This window comes from uncultured Porphyromonas sp. (assembly GCF_915070105.1).
Lineage (GTDB): Bacteria > Bacteroidota > Bacteroidia > Bacteroidales > Porphyromonadaceae > Porphyromonas.
In genome coordinates this window covers 13,062-30,354 of record NZ_CAJZFJ010000023.1, presented here as the reverse complement: position 1 = coordinate 30,354, position 17,293 = coordinate 13,062, and the positions used below count along the sequence as shown (strand labels likewise).

General features: G+C 53.6%; 11 protein-coding genes, 1 tRNA gene and 1 pseudogene. 5 read left to right on the top strand and 8 right to left on the bottom strand.

Features of this window, described 5'->3' with window-relative positions:
* From QZ554_RS03845 to QZ554_RS03835, 3 genes and pseudogenes are all read left to right on the top strand, one after another.
* A pseudogene (locus QZ554_RS03845) lies at window positions 1–596 on the top strand (DUF4954 family protein); the annotation flags it as partial.
* 319 nt (window positions 597–915) lie between these two features.
* Window positions 916–2,193, top strand: coding sequence for a serine hydroxymethyltransferase (gene glyA, locus QZ554_RS03840; protein ID WP_297194540.1), 1,278 nt, complete (start codon window positions 916–918; stop codon window positions 2,191–2,193).
* Between the two features lie 143 nt (window positions 2,194–2,336).
* A complete protein-coding gene (locus QZ554_RS03835) occupies window positions 2,337–4,685 on the top strand; it encodes a family 20 glycosylhydrolase (RefSeq protein ID WP_297194538.1) in 2,349 nt (782 codons plus the stop codon).
* Between the two features lie 290 nt (window positions 4,686–4,975).
* Here the strand turns inward: QZ554_RS03835 and QZ554_RS03830 are convergent, their stop codons facing one another.
* From QZ554_RS03830 to QZ554_RS03800, 7 genes are all read right to left on the bottom strand, one after another.
* On the bottom strand, window positions 4,976–5,695 hold the full coding sequence (locus QZ554_RS03830; protein WP_297194537.1) for a Bax inhibitor-1/YccA family protein: 720 nt from the start codon (window positions 5,693–5,695) through the stop codon (window positions 4,976–4,978).
* 111 nt (window positions 5,696–5,806) lie between these two features.
* Window positions 5,807–7,525, bottom strand: a complete 1,719-nt coding sequence (locus tag QZ554_RS03825) for a transporter, Ompp1/FadL/TodX family protein (RefSeq protein WP_297194536.1) — start codon at window positions 7,523–7,525, stop codon at window positions 5,807–5,809.
* 116 nt (window positions 7,526–7,641) lie between these two features.
* Window positions 7,642–8,871 (bottom strand): hypothetical protein, encoded by a 1,230-nt coding sequence (locus QZ554_RS03820; RefSeq protein ID WP_297194534.1) that lies wholly within the window; start codon window positions 8,869–8,871, stop codon window positions 7,642–7,644.
* Between the two features lie 297 nt (window positions 8,872–9,168).
* On the bottom strand, window positions 9,169–9,669 hold the full coding sequence (locus QZ554_RS03815; protein ID WP_297194532.1) for a hypothetical protein: 501 nt from the start codon (window positions 9,667–9,669) through the stop codon (window positions 9,169–9,171).
* Window positions 9,670–9,828: 159 nt separating this feature from the next.
* Window positions 9,829–11,166, bottom strand: a complete 1,338-nt coding sequence (rmuC, locus tag QZ554_RS03810; protein ID WP_297194530.1) for a DNA recombination protein RmuC — start codon at window positions 11,164–11,166, stop codon at window positions 9,829–9,831.
* A 52-nt stretch (window positions 11,167–11,218) separates the two neighbouring features.
* Window positions 11,219–11,731, bottom strand: coding sequence for an anaerobic ribonucleoside-triphosphate reductase activating protein (nrdG, locus tag QZ554_RS03805; RefSeq protein ID WP_297194528.1), 513 nt, complete (start codon window positions 11,729–11,731; stop codon window positions 11,219–11,221).
* Between the two features lie 96 nt (window positions 11,732–11,827).
* Window positions 11,828–14,236, bottom strand: a complete 2,409-nt coding sequence (locus QZ554_RS03800; RefSeq protein ID WP_297194526.1) for an anaerobic ribonucleoside triphosphate reductase — start codon at window positions 14,234–14,236, stop codon at window positions 11,828–11,830.
* Between the two features lie 1,469 nt (window positions 14,237–15,705).
* Here QZ554_RS03800 and QZ554_RS03795 point away from each other — a divergent pair.
* A tRNA-Leu gene (locus QZ554_RS03795) sits at window positions 15,706–15,788 on the top strand.
* A gap of 86 nt (window positions 15,789–15,874) precedes the next feature.
* A complete protein-coding gene (locus QZ554_RS03790; protein ID WP_297194524.1) occupies window positions 15,875–16,651 on the top strand; it encodes an ADP-ribosylglycohydrolase family protein in 777 nt (258 codons plus the stop codon).
* Between the two features lie 177 nt (window positions 16,652–16,828).
* On the opposite strand, the gene smpB is transcribed toward QZ554_RS03790, so the two are convergent.
* Complete coding sequence (gene smpB / locus QZ554_RS03785; protein ID WP_297194522.1) at window positions 16,829–17,290, bottom strand: SsrA-binding protein SmpB; 462 nt, start codon at window positions 17,288–17,290, stop codon at window positions 16,829–16,831.
* Window positions 17,291–17,293 lie beyond the last annotated feature (3 nt).

Sequence of the window (17,293 nt, the reverse complement as noted above, 5' to 3'; positions counted from 1 at the left end):
ACGAGCTAGCCATCCATAAGTTCCTCGGGAACTCCCTGATCAAGCGCCTAGAGGGGGTCGCCTGCACCAGTATCGAGGCTGTACGAGCCGCCCTCCAGCCCAGCGTGAACATAGGACTCGGTGACTGGGTCGATCTATCGGGACTCATAGCTCCCAAGGCCGAGATCGTACGCCTACTCCACGAGGTAGAGAGTGGTATGATCACAGAGATCACCCAGCTCGCCGAGAGCTTTGCGGATCTACACCGCCATTACTATGAATATGAGTGGACCTGGGCCTATGAGAAGATCCACACCTACTACGGGCTGGATCTATCACAGGCAACGGCAGAGCAGATCTGCGAACTCGTCGAGAGGTGGCGTAGAGCTGTCGTAGAGCTGGATCAGGAGGTCTATGCAGATGCCAAGAAGGAATTCTCCCTATCGATGATGACGGGCTTCGGGGCAGATGGCGATGAGCTCCAGCAAGCGATGGACTTCGAGCAGGTACGTGGGAGCTTTGACAGCAACCCCTACGTCAGCTCCATCCTACAGCATATCGAGGAGAAGACCGCTCTCGGCCAAGAGCTCCTTGACCGACTAAGCCCACTCCTCTAGGCTTTCTCCTAGCAGAAGCCACCCGTCAGATCATGCCCCCCAAGCCCTTCCTCCTCTCCTAGAGAATGAGATAGGCTATACCACGACAGGCCTCCTCCTAGCCTATACCATAATTATATATCAGCCCCTCACGACCTAGGCCTCAGCAGAAGGCTGGATCGTGAGGGGCTCAGCAGCTATGTAGGCGGCCTATTTAGGAGGAATCAGTATAATTATACTTATGCTAGGGAATTCAGTATACAATTACTACCTTTGCCTTAGAAGTCTAGGCAAGAGAGCCAGACTCCTCAAGCAACAAACAAATAACATCACACAAACTATGAACGATTCCGCGATCTTTAACCTCATCGAGGAAGAGCGCCAGCGTCAGCTCAAGGGCATTGAACTCATTGCCTCAGAGAACTTCGTCAGCGAAGAGGTCATGAAGGCTATGGGTAGCTGCATGACCAATAAGTATGCTGAGGGCTACCCAGGCAAGCGCTACTATGGAGGCTGCGAGGTGGTAGACCAGTCTGAGCAACTAGCTATCGACCGTATCAAGCAGCTCTTCGGGGCTGAGTGGGCTAACGTCCAGCCACACTCTGGGGCACAGGCTAATATGGCTGTACTCCTTGCTTGCCTTGAGCCAGGGGACACCTTCATGGGGCTCAATCTCGCCCACGGAGGTCACCTCTCTCACGGGTCGCCTGTCAATAGCTCAGGTCTACTCTATCGCCCCGTCGAGTACAATGTACGTGAGGACAACGGCCGAGTAGACTATGACCAGATGGAGCAGCGTGCCCTCGAGCACAAGCCCAAGCTCATCATCGCTGGGGGGTCGGCCTACTCCCGTGAGTGGGACTATGCCCGCATCCGCGCTATCGCCGACAAGATCGGAGCTATCTTCCTCGTCGATATGGCACACCCCGCAGGCCTCATCGCCGCTGGTCTGCTGGAGAACCCCGTGAAGTACGCTCACATCGTCACCTCGACGACACACAAGACCCTACGTGGCCCCCGTGGTGGGATCATCCTCATGGGTAAGGACTTCGACAACCCATGGGGCAAGAAGACCCCCAAGGGCGAGATCAAGAAGATGTCTGCCCTACTCGACTCCGCCGTCTTCCCAGGTGTACAAGGTGGGCCACTAGAACATGTGATCGCAGCCAAGGCAGTAGCTTTCTATGAAGCTCTCCAGCCCTCCTTCAAGGAATATGGTAAGCAGGTCAAGAAGAATGCTCAGGCAATGGCCGACGCCTTCGTGCGCCGTGGCTATGGTGTCGTCTCTGGTGGTACGGACAACCACTGTATGCTCATCGACCTGCGCAGCAAGTTCCCCGACCTAACGGGTAAGGTAGCCGAGAAGGCTCTCGTCGCGGCTGACATCACCGTCAATAAGAACATGGTACCCTTCGACAGCCGCTCTGCCTTCCAGACCTCTGGTATCCGTGTCGGTACTCCAGCCATCACGACCCGTGGTGTCAAGGAAGATAAGATGGAGTACATCGTCTCCCTCATCGACCGTGTCCTCTCCGCTCCCGAGGACGAGGCTGTGATCGCCGCCGTGCGTAAGGAGGTCAATGAGCTAATGCTCCAGTATCCCATCTTCGCCTACTAATGCCTATGGCTATGCTTGGGATTAGCCCCTATCGACAGGGCTACTCGGCAGACACCTAGCGACAACCCATCCGAAGCATCCCTCTACGATAGATGAGGGGGATGCTTCGGACTCTTTCATATAGATTTATCCCAACAAACAGCATGAGAAAGTCCTTATTCAGCCTGATGTGCCTCTTGGGTCTAGCCTTTGGCTCGACAGCCTCTGCCCTGACCGTGAAAGTTCCCATCCCCCGTGTTAACATCATCCCCCAGCCCAAGGAACTGGTAGAGGGCAAGGGTAGCTTTACCCTCACAGCTCGTACTCCCCTAGTGGCTCAGGGAGACTCAGCCCTCACCATCGCCCGCTTCTTCGCCGATAAGCTGAACACCTCTACGGGCTTCGCCCTACAGGCCACCAGCAGCACGGCAGCTCGTCGTGGCGCCATCGTCCTACGCATAGATCCCAAGCTCTCCCTAGGCGTAGAGGGTTATACGCTGGAGGTAAGCCCTCAGGGGGTCACCGTCACAGGCCGCACAGGACAAGGACTCTACTACGGGATGCAGACACTCCTCCAGCTCCTCCCTCCTACGATCGAGTCTTCGACCAAGGTCTCGGGAGTGACGTGGTCTATCCCAGCGGTCAAGATCAAGGATGAGCCCGCCTTCGAGTACCGAGGAGCCCTAGTCGATGTGTGCCGTCACTTCCTCACTGTAGAGGAGATGAAGAAGCACATCGATCTACTCTCCATGTTTAAGATCAACCGCCTGCACTGGCACCTCACGGAAGACCAAGGCTGGCGCATAGAGATCAAGAAGTACCCTCGCCTAACCTCCGTGGGCTCCAAGCGTATCGAGGGTGATGGCTCTGTCTACGGAGGCTTCTACACTCAGGATCAGATACGCGAGATCGTCAAGTATGCCTCAGACCGCTTCGTCACCATCGTCCCCGAAATCGAGCTACCTGGACATGCGATGGGAGCCATAGCCTCTTATCCCGAGCTCACCTGCTTCCCCTACCGCCGTATTTATAAGGTGCGTAACCTATGGGGCGTCGAGCAGGACGTCTATTGCCCAGGGAAGGAGACTACCTTCCAGTTCATCCAAGATGTATTTGACGAGGTCATCCCCCTATTCCCCGGAGAATATGTCCATATCGGTGGAGACGAGTGTCCCAAGATCCGATGGAAGGAATGCCCAGAATGTCAGCGCCGTATCAAGGAGGAGGGACTAAAGAACGAAGAAGAGCTCCAGAGCTACACCATCCGCCGTGCGCAGAAGATGCTTGCCAAGTACGGTAAGAAGCTCATCGGCTGGGATGAGATCCTAGAGGGGGGATTAGCTCCCTCTGCCACGGTGATGAGCTGGCGTGGTGAAGATGGCGGCATCAAGGCTGCCAATATGGGCCACGACGTAATCATGACTCCGGGTAGCGGAGGCCTCTACATCGACCACTATCAGGGAGACTCCAAGATAGAGCCCGTAGCGATCTGCTGCTACGCACCCCTAGAGAAGATCTATTCCTACAATCCTATCCCTGCTGCCATTGCCCCCGACAAGCGTCATCACATCAAGGGCGCTCAGGCAAACCTATGGGCAGAGTACCTCTACACGACAGACATCATGCAGTATCGTGCATTCCCTCGAGAGATCGCACTCGCTGAGGCTGTCTGGACTCCACAGGAGCGCAAGGACTACAAGAGCTTTGAGGAGCGTCTAGACAACGCTTATAGCCGTCTGGATCAGCATAAGGTAAACTACCATATCCCCCTACCAGAGCAACCCCTACCCGGGAGCAAGGCTAGCGCATCGCTGAACTTCGTAGCCTTCACCGACACCACCTCGCTGACGCTACAGACCTCACGCCCCATCACTATCGTTTACACAACCGATGGCAGTGAGCCAACAGCCAAGTCCCCCCGCTACACCGCTCCTATCAAGGTCAGCGAGAGTACGGTCATCAAGGTCGCCTCTCTCCTACCCACTGGTCGCCTCAGCCGAGTACGTGCCATCACCTTCGACAAGCAGAGCTACAGCCCCGCTGTCTCCCTCTCTAGTCCTACCCCTGGGCTGTGCACACAGACCTCTGTAGGAGATTACTACCGAGCCTCCGAGCTCTCTGGTGTGACCAACTGGGTAGAGGGTGTCGCCAACAAGACCCAAGATCTACGCCCAGACCGTGTATCCAACCACATGGACGAGATCAAGCGTAAGGCTGTCATCGGAGAGGGCTATATCAAGATCCCCGAGGATGGCTGCTATGTCTTCTCCACCAACCTCGATCAGATGTACCTTGATGGGGAGCTCTTCATCGACAATACAGACGAGGTATCGAAGTTCAGCCGTCGTGACAAGAGCCGTGCCCTCAGCGCAGGCTGGCACAAGGTGAAGTTCGTCTTCATCGGCACTGTACGTGGTGGCTTCCCCACCTACTGGGATGATGCCAAGGTAGAGTATCGCAACCTCAAGGATGGTAAGTTCTCTGAGGTAACAGCAGAAATGCTCGCCCACTAGAGCTCACCCACCCTCTAGGGCAAACTTAAAGCCCCCAGCAGTAGTCTCGAAAGACACTGCTGGGGGCTCTTCTTTTATATTAAGGTATATCCAATTTAGTAGGAGGCATAGAACTAAGCTAAAGAACCACAAGAGCGATGAGATAACGGGACTACTAAGAGTCCTCTTCACCGAGAAAGACAAAGAGCGACCTTACCAACCCTAGACATAGAGATAGAACAAGGGCTACACTCGGGATAATCTCCCAGGGTGTAGCCCTTATGCTTGTGGTGGAGGTAGCCTCAGCCCCCCTAGTTACGACGTCCTAAGATACGGAGGAGGTAGAGAAAGAGGTTGATGAAGTCTAGATACAGACTAAGAGCTCCAAGGATGGAGACCTTCTTTGAGAGCTCGGCATCGTGTGCTGTCTGGTAGGCTAGAAGCTTTATCTTCTGTGTATCATAGGCTGTCAGAGCAACGAAGAGCACCACACCAATGTAGGTAATGATCCACATCATAACCTCCGACTTCAGGAAGATATTTACAACCGAAGCTATGACCACACCGATGAGCGCCATGAAGAGTAGACTACCCCACTTGGTCAAGTCACGCTTGGTGAAGTAGCCATAGAGTGCCATAGCACCAAAGGTCCCCGAGGTAACGAAGAAGGTCGTAGCAATGGACTCACTCGTATAGACGAGGAAGATAGGGCTTAGTGTGACGCCATTAAGCACAGAGTACAGAGCGAAGGAGGCTGTCGCCACTGGTAAGCTCAGCTTCATCACTCGTGCCGATAGGAACCATACGAGGGCTATCTCTGCAATAAGCAGGAAGTAGAAGATATTGCCCTCCAGCATTCTGAAGACGAGCCCACTATCTACCGTATAGACCGAAGCTAGACCAGTGATGGCCAGCCCGAGGGTCATCCACAAGAAGGTACGCTGTACTGCACGCTGCACGAGCGTGTCCTGCCCTACACCATAGAGCCCGTCTACGGACTGTCCCTGAGAGGGGAACTGGGAGTTATCCATAAGTCTTGATCGTTTAAATTTGGATTGTTTGTATCATGATTCGAATTGTCCTGCACTCCCTATGAGGAAGCCCCCAAGGGAATACAGGACAAAGGTACGAAAAATAGTATCCTAGAAGCGGAGGGAGATCGTAGCCACTGCTCTGTGGGAGGTCTTTGTCTCCTTGATAGCAGCTAGACCATCCATATCCTCAGGCTTGATCTTACCGCTCTGCACATCTGGATTGGTCTGGTCAAGCACAGGCCCGTAGTCCTTGATATAAGGATAGGCGAAGGTACGTGACTTCTGAACGCCATAGACATAGGCTACATCTAGAGACACTGAGGGGGTGATACGATAGCCTAGACCAGCCGAGAGGGAGTTGATCGCCCCTGGCATAGTGTAGCTCGTGTGCAGAGCTGAGACGAAGGCCTCAGAGGCTGCGTAGTCTCCGTTGCGAAGGAATGAGCTACGCATAGGAGAGCTACTATAACGATAGCCTCCACGCAGTGCTAGACGAGGTGTAGCCATGACCTCAAGACCAGCTCGTAGGGTATGCATCCCCGTGAAGTGATCCTTGATGCGCTGGTTATCCACTCCGTATATTGATTCCGATTCGCTCTCTCTTTCAGTATCCTCTGCTAGCCGAGTGCTACCAAAGATCGAATACTCATAGTCTACACTTAGGATCGCATTACGACCGAAGACATAGGCTCCGTTGAGCCCTAGACGCCATGGAGTACGTAGCAGGAAGGCAAGAGCTGCAGACGATGGACTTTTGACACTCTTCGCCTTGCCATTGACACTAGAGGAGGCCTCGGCATAGAAGTCATACTTGAGTGCATAGAACGTAGGTGTATAGACCGAAGCCCCGAGGCGTAGCCCCTCTGTAGGCTCAAAGATCGCACCTAGTCCGACACGGAAGCCACTCCCCGAGATACTGCGTCGTGTCCTCAGCTCGAGGAAGTCTGTCCCTCGGAAGGAATCTCTATAGCCCAGATACGACTCATAGTCTAGGGCTGAATAGGTAAGTACCGCCCCTAGATGTACCGTACTACTAGGCTCAATCCCGAGAGCAAAGTCATAGTCGATGATATTGCCCTTCTCCCGAAGCAGGAGGTCTGCCACACTAGCCCCCTCGACGAGTCCAGAGGTTGAGTAGGCGCCATTATTATCGTACGTGAAGTTGGGGTAATAATAGCCCCCCTTAGGATCTTTGGATGTGATCCAGCCTCCTTGGAAGCCAAAGATCGAGCTCCAGGGGATATCCGTCTTGCTAAAGGCATCGCTTGCCCCAACGTTCTTGTGTGGAAGGAAGCTTGGCACTCCAGTGCGACGGCTCACATCGTACTCCGAGTTGTTCGTAATCCCAGCCATGTAGTCTGCCAGTGAGGTATGCTTACGATCCAAGCTCGCAGAGGCATCGGTGACATGGTCAAAGTCTCCTGCACGGCGCACAGCGAAGGCAAAGGAAACCCGTCCGCCATTAGCGATGTCTGTACCCTTCTGATAGGCAAACTCCTGTACGGGATAGCGGTTCTCACCTGAATAGGAGCGATTCTGATTATACCAAGTATGGCTATAGCTGGGGAGCAAGGCTCCAAGGGTAAGGGTAAGCCTATTCCCCCCTCTAAGCAGAGAGATACCAGCGGGGTTACGTACGAGGGAGGAAGCCTCTACCCCGACGGCACCCATAGCCCCCGAGAGGGCAGTGAAGCGAGCTGAGCCTGAGAACTCACTAGCCGAAGCCAAGCCCACTGCGGTCATCTCACCCTGAGCAGCCAGCGATAGGGGCAGGAGGCTAAGGGCAAGTACCCCTAGGATAACACGCCCGTGATGGTTCTTTATCATATTCCTTGTTGATTCATATAGTAGACAGACCCACACACCCCCGATCCCCTCCGATAGGAGAGGGGATAAGACTCGGGGACTATGAGGTGTGGATAATCACTGAGTGGAGCTAGAGCCTAGCGTCTACGTGCAGGTGCACTATAGGCTCCATTGCCCGAACCTCTACTGCTCTGTGACTCGTATGAGGACGAGGAAGAAGAGGAGGATGAGGATCGGTCGTATGAGCGAGGTGTCGAGCTAGTGCCACTGTCGTAGCTGCGATCGTAGCTACGTGCAGGTGCTCGGTCATAGCTGCGTGCAGGATACTGCTGGTAGGTCTGGCTACGACTATAGTTATCGTTGTTGTAGATACTACGTCCCTGATTGTAGCTACCATTACCTACCCGCTCGTATGAGCTGTACCCATCTCTGACAGAGCTATAGGCCTCGAAGGAAGAGCGACTAGGGTAACGGGCATAGGCACCACGGGAATAAGCACCGTGTGAGTAGGGGTTGTTGTAGTAATGCTCGTTGTAGGCACGAGTAGCAGCCCCTGCTGCATAGCCATAGTAATAGGGCGAGTAGTAGTCATAGTAGCCACCACCGTAGTAGCCATAGTAACCATTGTAGTACCCATTATAATACCCGCCATAGTAGCCCGAGTAGTAATAGTAGGGATCGTAATAGCCCCCATAGTAGCCATAGTGGCGAGGATAGCCCCAGTAACTACCCCTCCAGTAGTTGGGATAGTAATAGGAGTCGTACCAGGAGTATGGATAGTCGTACCAGGAGCCCCAGCCGACACGTGAGCCCCAGCCCCAGCTACTACCCCAGTAGGGGCTACGGCTACCAATCGTCACGTAGACGTCCCCACCGGAGGAGCGATAGTCAAGATCGTTGTACCAGGGATCAGCGTCTATATATACACGTCGTGCGCCACTGATGACCGTAGAGCCACTGCCATAGAAGCGGGAGAGACGAGAGGAATAGGGACCATAGACCTGTGGCTCCCCCTCGCCTGTACGACGGCTCCGCTGGGCTGCTAGGAGCTCAGCTAGCTCAGCCTCGGTGAGCTCGATCGTATCGTTCTCACTTAGGCGACCATTATAAGCATCGATCTCTCGATCAGCCTTTCTCTTCTTGTACTTAGCGATCAGCTCTGCCTGCTCCTTCTGCCATGCCTCACGCTCAGCACGAGCAGCAGCAGCTCGGAGCTCAGCCTTGCGTCGAGCCTCTTGGTCGAGCTTCTCTATGTCGCTACGACGATAGTAGGCATCATCGAGATACTTATCATCCTTCTGTGCGTAGGCCGTAGGCACCCACAGGAGGCCTGCTCCGATTAGGAGCAACATCTTTACTGCATTCATAGCTCGTATCGTCTTATTCAGTTCTACTTTATTCTTTTTGTCTAATATCCAACTTTAGCGAGATCATACGATCTTTTATACCCATAAAGTTAGTCTTTTCATAACATATTGCAAACTTCTTACCAATCTCTCTCCTCTCTGCCAAGCTGTCAGAGCCCTTCCCTCTCGGTGTGATCGGGCACACCATCCCCTACCCATACAACGCTAGAGACCACCCCGAGCGTATGCACTCTTGGGGTGGTCTCTAGTAGGTCGTAGAGTAGCTCTTGGGCTATCTCTCTTGGGTGTCAGAAGTGGCTAGTTGGCTAGCTCACCACCTGAGGGCTGAGAGGCATTCTCCTCTGTGCTCTCGCCCTTACCCGTCATATCCTTCAGCGTACGGTGGAAGAAGGCGATCGTCGAGCCAAGCGCATCATTCATACGTAGCGCAAGCTTAGCTATAGGAGTACCAGGGAAGAGGAAGGTCTCGACAGAGAAGACGATATCCCCCTCATCATCTATATAGGCCTTACTGACCTTCTGGTCATAGTCCGTCGCTGCACATGCCTTGTAGAGGGTAGGCTCTGGGACATCGTCAAAGGCGGCACGCTCAAAGGTAGCACGTACCATCAGGAACTCTGGATCCTCCGTCCTATAGTAGAGACAGAAGTATATACCCTCGTTCTTGTACACAATGCGAATATCATTATCCTGCTCAGGACGATACCCCTCCTTCCCTAGTGCCTCTAGGATGGTGGGAAGTACTTCCTTGGGATCAAAGTCTGGGGTAGACTTCTTCAGTTTATCAAATAGAGCCATCTTACATTGAGTTTATTAGGCGGTGAGACTTACGGACTTTGCCATGGATGACGAACAAAGATCCTACGACAAAGATACATTAAAATCCCTACCTCTGCGACATCTCCGCTATGCTACCCGTCGGCGGTACTATAGGGAAAAGAAGTCTGGCACGGCTCACTACAGCTCGGAGAGCTCCTTGACCTCCTCCTCGCCCTCCTCCTCGCTATCATTCTCGGCGATGAGGGCTGCTGGGATCATCTTATTCGCCTTGATGCCAAGTCGCTTGAGCTCCTCAATACGCCCCACCAAGTTCCCCTGTCCCTCAGAGAGCTGTCCTCGTGCTCGATCAAAGGATTTGCTCGCCGACTGGAGACGATCTCCGACCTCCAGGAAGGTCTTCGTGAAGACGGCGAACTTGTCATATAGTCCCGTGGCCTTCTTCAGGATCTGCTGGATATTACGCTCCTGTCGCTCTCTCTGCCACATATCCTGCGCCATCCTAAGGGCAGCGATGAGGTTAGTCCCGTTGATGAGGACAATATTCTTTGCATAGGCTTCCTCCCATAGATTCGGGTCATGGCTTAGTGCAAGGGTATAGGCAGGTTCATTGGGGATAAAGAGCATCACGAAGTTAGCTGCTCCAGGTACATGCTCCTCGTACTTCTTCCTAGAGAGCTCATCTACGTGCTTGCGCACACTCTGCAGGTGATCTCGGAGAGCGAGGGCTCGTCCCCCCTCATCTACATCAGCAGATAGATAGCGCATATAGGCGGTGAGGGAGACCTTACTGTCGATGACCATTGCACCTCCCTTGGGGTAGCGGACGATCACGTCTGGGCGCAGCTTGTGCCCATCCTCCGTCACCACGGTCTCTCCATGATCATCCCGTATAGTCTCCTGGATGCTGTATTCCTCGCCCTTCCTTAGGCCACTACGCTCTAGGATACGCTCTAGGATCATCTCGCCCCAGTCACCCTGCACCTTGGTATCACCACGGAGGGCTCGGGTGAGGTTGGTCGTCTCCTGACTGATCGCTTGGCTACGCTCCACGAGGCTCTTGATCTCGTTCTTTAGGGAGAATCGCTCACGGGACTCCTCTTGGTAGGTCTCTGTGACCTGACGTCCGAAGCGCTGGAGGTCATCACGCAGAGGCTTGAGCGTCTCCTCTGCACGCTCGTTCAGATCCTTGGTGCGCTCACGGATGATCTCCGTGGCTACCGACTGGAAGCTCTCCCGTAGCTCCTGCGTGAGCTCAGCCTTCTGCTCACGCAGCTCCTCCAGCTGGCTCTGTAGCGAGGTGAGCTGTGCCCTCAGGCCTGCACTCTCTAGGAGAGCCTCCTCACGAGCACGCTGTGCCTCGGTGAGCTGGGATGAGGTCGCATGTAGGAGACTCTCAGTCTGCCCTACCTGCGTCTCAGCCTGCGTCAGCTGACGAAGGGCACCTTGGTAACGCTGATAGAGAAAGAAGAGGACAATGAGAGCTAATATGAATAGAGCGAGGAATAAGTACGTCATGGAATAGGATATTAGGACAGAATAATGATGCAAACTGTATGATGACTACGACCTATGTATCCAGCCCCTCTAGGATATGGATCGCCTCGGTAGAGAGGGGCTGAGTGTGGTCGATCTCGATGAGTCGCTGGTTACTACTGCCACGGAAGGAGAGCCGAGGGTCTAGCAGAGACTCCACGAAAGGACCATCGACCAACACATCTATATACTCCAGCGCAGGGCGATGCTCGGGCGAGCGCAGGAGATACTCTATAGTAAAGCCCGTATAGCACCAAATGTTCATCCCCGTCTCAGCCTTGAGACGAGCCAGGAGTCCAGTGAGCGCACTCGGGTCATAGAAGGGGTCACCACCCGAGACGGTGATCCCATCGAGGAGCGGGTTACTCTGTATCTCTGCGATGATATCCCCTAGTACACGCTCGGTAAGGAGGATCCCGCCCTCGGGAGACCAGCTCTCGGGGTTATGACAGCCAGGGCAGGCATGACTGCAGCCTGCTAGGTAGATCGAATACCTTAGTCCTGGGCCATCAGTGATATTCTCCTTATAGACATTGAGCAAACGCATCGGCTAGAGCGCAGAGTGAAGCCCAAGCAGATGGAGCTCCACCCGTGCGGGGGAGACTCCACTTAGCTTGGGCTATAGATCGGAGGGAGGGGAGGGCTAGTGGTGCTTGACTCGGTCGTGCTCCTCGGCCTGCTTAGCCGAGTTCCAGCTCTCTAGGCTACCCGTGAGGTAGCCGGTGATACGTCTTAGGCGGGCGATATGATCGCCCTTGCACACGGGGCAGCGGTCGTAGATGATCCCCCTATAGCCACAGCTCTGGCAGGTATCTACGGGGTGATTGATCGACCCATAGCCGATCCCCTCGTCCTTCATCGTCTTGACGAGTTTGAGGATGACAGCTACATTCTTCTTTGCCTCCCCATCGAGCTCTATATAGCTGATGTGCCCCCCTAGGGTGATGGCATGGAAGGGTGCTTCGCGGCGGATCTTCTCAAACATACCGATCTCCTCCTTCACATCCACGTGGAAGGAGTTCACATAGTAGTCGAGATCATTCACCCCTGGGATCACACCATAACGCTTGCGATCCATTCGGGTGAAACGCCCCGAGAGGCCCTCGGCAGGGGTGGCTAGGACAGAGTAGTTGAGATGATACTTGTCCTTGTACTCCTGCACGACCTCATTCATCACGAGGATAGCATCGTAGAGTGTCTGCCAGGCCTCGTTATTCTTGCCGTGTCCCTGACCATACATAGCGACCATCGCATTGTGCCCTCCGATGAAGCCTATGGCCAGTGTCCCCGAGCTGAAGACATCCCCGACCTTGTCCGTAGGACTTAGGTGTCTGCCCCCCTTCCAGACGTCATTGCCCATCATGAAGGGGAACTGTCGAGCTAGCGCCGAGCGCTGGTAGAGATAACGCTCATAGAGCTGCTCGGCGATGAACGTGGACTCCCGACGTACCGAATCGAGGAAGTAGGTACGGGCTAGCTCACGTACCTCGGCCTTGGTGCCCGCAGGTAGCTCACTAGAGGCTAGTCGCATCGCCTCGATGGCCAGACGAGGGAGGTTCATCGTCGTGAAGGAGAGGTTGCCACGACCTATTGAGGTCTTCAGCCCATTGAGGTTCTCAAAGACACGTGTACGGCACCCCATCGTAGCGATCTCGTAGTGATAACACTTGGGGTCGTCAGCCCTCCAGAGCTCGTGCTGGTTGAAGGGGGTATCGAGGAAGACGAAGTTGGGGAAGAGTGCATGTGAGGTCGTACGACAAGCCTCGAGCAGGAGGTCAAAGTTTGGAGCTCTGAAGGTGTACTTCCCCTCAAGTGCGCCCTTGAAGTCCTGACTAGCCACAGCATAGTCCTCTTCGGTGTAGCTCACCCCGTCCTTGACCTTAAAGATCTGGATCGGGAAGATGGGGATCTCACCTCGCCCGAGCCCCTCTACCGTAGCAGAGAGAAGCTCACGTACGACCATACGCCCCTCGGCGGATATGTCGGTACCGTAGTTGATCGAACTGAAGACGACCTGATTACCACCACGTGAGTGCATGGTATTGAGATTGTGAATGAAGCCCTCCATCGCCTGATGGGTATCCCGAGCCGTACGATCATAGGCACTGGTGAGTGCTAGGCGGATAGCGTCTGCGCTGAGGCTGGCTCCCTTGGCTGAGCCTGCGAGCTTAGTCTGTAGGTCGAGGACCTCTGCCTCGCCCTTGCCCAGTAGAGGCTCTAGGGCACGTAGCTCCTCTTTGAAGGCCTTCTGCTCTTCCACCTCCTGGGGCTGACCACTCTGTAGCTCTAGGGCATAGATGAGGCGATCGGCGAGGTGTCGGAGGAAGGACTTGCGGACACCAGGAGCCATGAAGAAGTCAAAGGCAGGGATAGCCTGTCCTCCATGCTGCTCGTTCTGATTGGTCTGGAAGACAATAGTCGCCAGCGTGGCATAGCTCTGGATGCTCTGTGGGGTGCGGATGCTACCGTTCTTGGTGTGGAAGCCTCTCTCGAAGAGGTCAGCTAGATCATACTGTACGCAGGTGGCTGTCTTCGTAGGGTAATAGTCGAGGTCATGGATATGGATATCCCCTGCGGCGTGGGCACGAGCGTACTGCGGAGCCAAGAGGTACTTCATCGCATAGTCCTTGGTGACCTCGGATGCAAAGGTCATCATCTGCCCCGAGGGGGTGTAGGCGCTCATATTGGCATTACCGAGATTCACATCATTCTTCTCGATGCTCACGATGCCATCCATCGTCTTCTTTAGTGAGGTGCGTTTCTCACGCTCGATGGTGCGCCACTCTCGGTAGATGATATACTTCTTAGCTACTGTGGGATCGAGACTCATGAGCTCACGCTCCACTAAGTCCTGTATCTCTTCGACCGCAACCTGAGTCCTACCGAGAGCCAATTCCTGGCGAATAGTCGCCTCTATTTTGACGGCATTCTGTGCTTCGTCACTATGTCCTACAGCCCGATAGGCCTTGAGGATCGCTTGGCGTATCTTCTCTCCATCGTAGGGCTGCTGGCTACCATCACGCTTGGTGATGAATAGGGGTCCTGTTTCCATATTTCTGTCTGATTATCACATAGTTACATGTAGGTTTCCCTCCTTGAGCTTCTGAGAGGGGCTAGGCCCTCTGCTCCCCACCTGATGAAGGAGCGTAGAGGTGCCTACAAATGTACGTCATTATATCCAGTTAGATTCAAAAAAGTTATCCACATCACGACAGACCTCCCGCCCCTCCTGGATTCTTAACAAATAGAAACACCCCCACCCTACCCCTATACTTCCATACACCTCTTCAATCCCTCTCAAAACCACCTAAAACAAAACCAGAAGCATCCTCTCACGTCCATAAACCACCGTACAACCCCCATCACAAAACCACACTTAATAATACTTATATGTAAACAAGCCACACACCACATTACCTATTCGAGCATAGAGCAGCTAAGGAAACCCCAAATAGAGACACCGCACCATCCTCCCTAACCCTCCCCGATATGATGAGATGTCGCTCACCTCAGTACAAGCCGAAGACGAGCCAATAAGGGGTGGATGATAGAGCGGACGAAAAGAGAGGAAGTACAGAAAACAAGGAGGGGGCGATGATAAAGGGGGGCTAGGTGCACAAAGCCCGTGCACAAATATCTACGTAAGGAGCGAAAAACAAGCCTTAGCCCCCGAGGGCTGACGCCTGGAATCACTAGTGGTCGAGGAGCATATACTCCAGATAGCTGTCCCTATATCCTAGGTGTAGCTTATCGAGCCTATTGCACCATTGCCCCTACTAGACTTATTCCTCCTATTGCCCCTGTTTGACCTATTCCAGCTATTTCCCTTCCCTCACCTAGCCCTGAGGTCTCTAGTGGTCGTGGTATGTATACTCCAGATGGCAGTACCTATACCTACTACCTAAGAGGGAAAAGTATACACGTGTGTACACTACTGTATACCCACGTGTACACAAATGTATACACGCGTGTACACAAGTGCGCTCTAAGTATATCCTCAGAAGACCTCTCTCGTATGGCATTCCTCGGGGCTAACACCTAGATACTCCAGAGATACGATTCAGACTCCCTAGGCCATGGAACAAGTCCCCCTAAGGAGACGAAGAGTGGAGAATGTAAGAGTCGCAGATACTAAAAGAGACCATGCATCGGCCTGACTCACTCCCTCACAAACGAGCTCTATATAGCACCCATCGAGAGGGGGCTAGAGGACATACTGAGAAGGGGGAATAGGACTCGGTATGTTCACACCCATCACCTAGGTAAGGTGACGGAGGCGAAGATACCGTGTCCTCTCCTAGGGTCATTCAGTCCCCCCCTTGGGGAGCGGCTTCGGAATGTACATCTCGACAGCCACAAGCCCTCCCCTCTCCGACTCGTGCCAAGCAGGGCTCCCCCATATCTAGTGAGACTTAGAGAGCGGGGACACAGGAGGACTAAGGTTGCTTATACAAAGGAAATAGAGTACCTTTGTGCCACTTTAGTGGATGCCTTTGCGCATCTATCACGAGCGTTAAGGTCGCCTAGATGGTGAAATGGTAGACACGAGGGACTTAAAATCCCTTAGCCAATAGGCTGTGTGGGTTCGAGTCCCACTCTAGGTACAACCCGCTCTCTACACCTTACTGACACCATACACCAAAAGAAAGAATTAGGAGAGAGAGAAGGTACCCCCCAAAAATCAGACGAGATGATAGGAGCTATTATCGGTGACATCATAGGGTCACGCTTTGAATTCAACAATTACAGACACAAGGACTTCGAGCTATTAACTCCAGACTGTGACTACACAGATGATAGCATCTGTACGATAGCCGTTGCAGATGCGCTCCTCCGAAGTCTAGACTTTTCTGATGCAATACACTCCTGGTGTAGACGCTATCCGCACCCTATGGGGAGCTATGGCGGACGCTTTGCTCAATGGGTCGCTTCGGATCAGCCAAGCCCCTACGGAAGTTTCGGAAACGGATCTGCCATGCGAGTCTCCCCCTGTGGCTATCTCACTACCCTAGAGGAAGTACTAAGACAAGCAGAGGCAAGTGCCGCCTGTAGCCACAACCACCCTGAGGGCATACGAGGAGCCAAAGTCGTCGCTCATGCTATCTGGGCTCTGCGTCATGGTGCAGGCAAGGAAGACATCAAGGAGCTAGCAGAAGAATCCTATGGCTATAAGGTATCAGGTCTGAATGTCTCCAAGCTCCAATCCACAAACCACTTCGATGAGACCTGCCAGGGAACGATCCCACCCGCCCTATGTTGTTTCCTCGAGAGCTCTGATTTCGAAGATGCCATCCGCAACGCCATCTCGATCGGCGGAGACAGCGACACCATCGGAGCTATCGTCGGAGGTATTGCCGAGGCTCACTATGACGTCCCCCAAGATCTACAAGATAAAGCACTGTCCTACCTGCCCCAAGATATGATCGCGGTAGTGCAAGAGTTCCAGCATCTATACAAGAGGGGCTAATCAAGTAGAGGATACCACGAGTAGGAGGCTGAAAGCCCTTTGCAAGTTTAGAGCCACCTTGTCCATGTCCAACTAGGGGGGGACTCCTCTAAGAGACTTAATAGACAAAGCAAAGCCCCCACGAGGTCGAATGATACGACTTCGTGGGGGCTTTGCTTTACTTACGGAGGCGAGGGGCTATCGCTTCATTGCCCGATCCATCTCACGCCGGTCATCCTTCTCTCGAAGGGAAGCACGCTTGTCATAGAGTTTCTTGCCTCGAGCTGGGGCAATCAGGATCTTAGCTAGCCCCCGATCATTGATAAAGATCTTCGTCGGGATAATCGTCACACCGGGGGTCTGAACGTAGTCCTGAAGCTTACGAAGCTCCTTACGACTAAGGAGGAGCTTGCGGTCACGGCGTGCCGAATGATTGTTGTATGAGCCGTAGAAGTATTCGCTGATATTGGCATTCTTCAGCCAGAGCTCTCCGTTGTGGAAGAAGCAGTAGGCATCTACTAGGCTCGCCTTACCTAGACGTAGAGACTTGATCTCGGTACCGACGAGGACAAGCCCTGCGGTATAGGTATCGAGTAGCTCGTAGTCAAAGGTCGCACGCTTATTCTGTATCGAGACACTACGTTGAGTCTTTTGTTTCATAGG

Bases quoted from the DNA above. Each gene is read 5' to 3' on its own strand.
- QZ554_RS03825 (WP_297194536.1), bottom strand. From the start codon at position 7,525: ATGATAAAGAACCATCACGGGCGTGTTATCCTAGGGGTACTTGCCCTT.
- glyA (WP_297194540.1), top strand. From the start codon at position 916: ATGAACGATTCCGCGATCTTTAACCTCATCGAGGAAGAGCGCCAGCGT.
- QZ554_RS03800 (WP_297194526.1), bottom strand. From the start codon at position 14,236: ATGGAAACAGGACCCCTATTCATCACCAAGCGTGATGGTAGCCAGCAG.
- QZ554_RS03830 (WP_297194537.1), bottom strand. From the start codon at position 5,695: ATGGATAACTCCCAGTTCCCCTCTCAGGGACAGTCCGTAGACGGGCTC.
- QZ554_RS03820 (WP_297194534.1), bottom strand. From the start codon at position 8,871: ATGAATGCAGTAAAGATGTTGCTCCTAATCGGAGCAGGCCTCCTGTGG.
- QZ554_RS03835 (WP_297194538.1), top strand. From the start codon at position 2,337: ATGAGAAAGTCCTTATTCAGCCTGATGTGCCTCTTGGGTCTAGCCTTT.
- smpB (WP_297194522.1), bottom strand. From the start codon at position 17,290: ATGAAACAAAAGACTCAACGTAGTGTCTCGATACAGAATAAGCGTGCG.
- QZ554_RS03815 (WP_297194532.1), bottom strand. From the start codon at position 9,669: ATGGCTCTATTTGATAAACTGAAGAAGTCTACCCCAGACTTTGATCCC.
- nrdG (WP_297194528.1), bottom strand. From the start codon at position 11,731: ATGCGTTTGCTCAATGTCTATAAGGAGAATATCACTGATGGCCCAGGA.
- QZ554_RS03790 (WP_297194524.1), top strand. From the start codon at position 15,875: ATGATAGGAGCTATTATCGGTGACATCATAGGGTCACGCTTTGAATTC.
- rmuC (WP_297194530.1), bottom strand. From the start codon at position 11,166: ATGACGTACTTATTCCTCGCTCTATTCATATTAGCTCTCATTGTCCTC.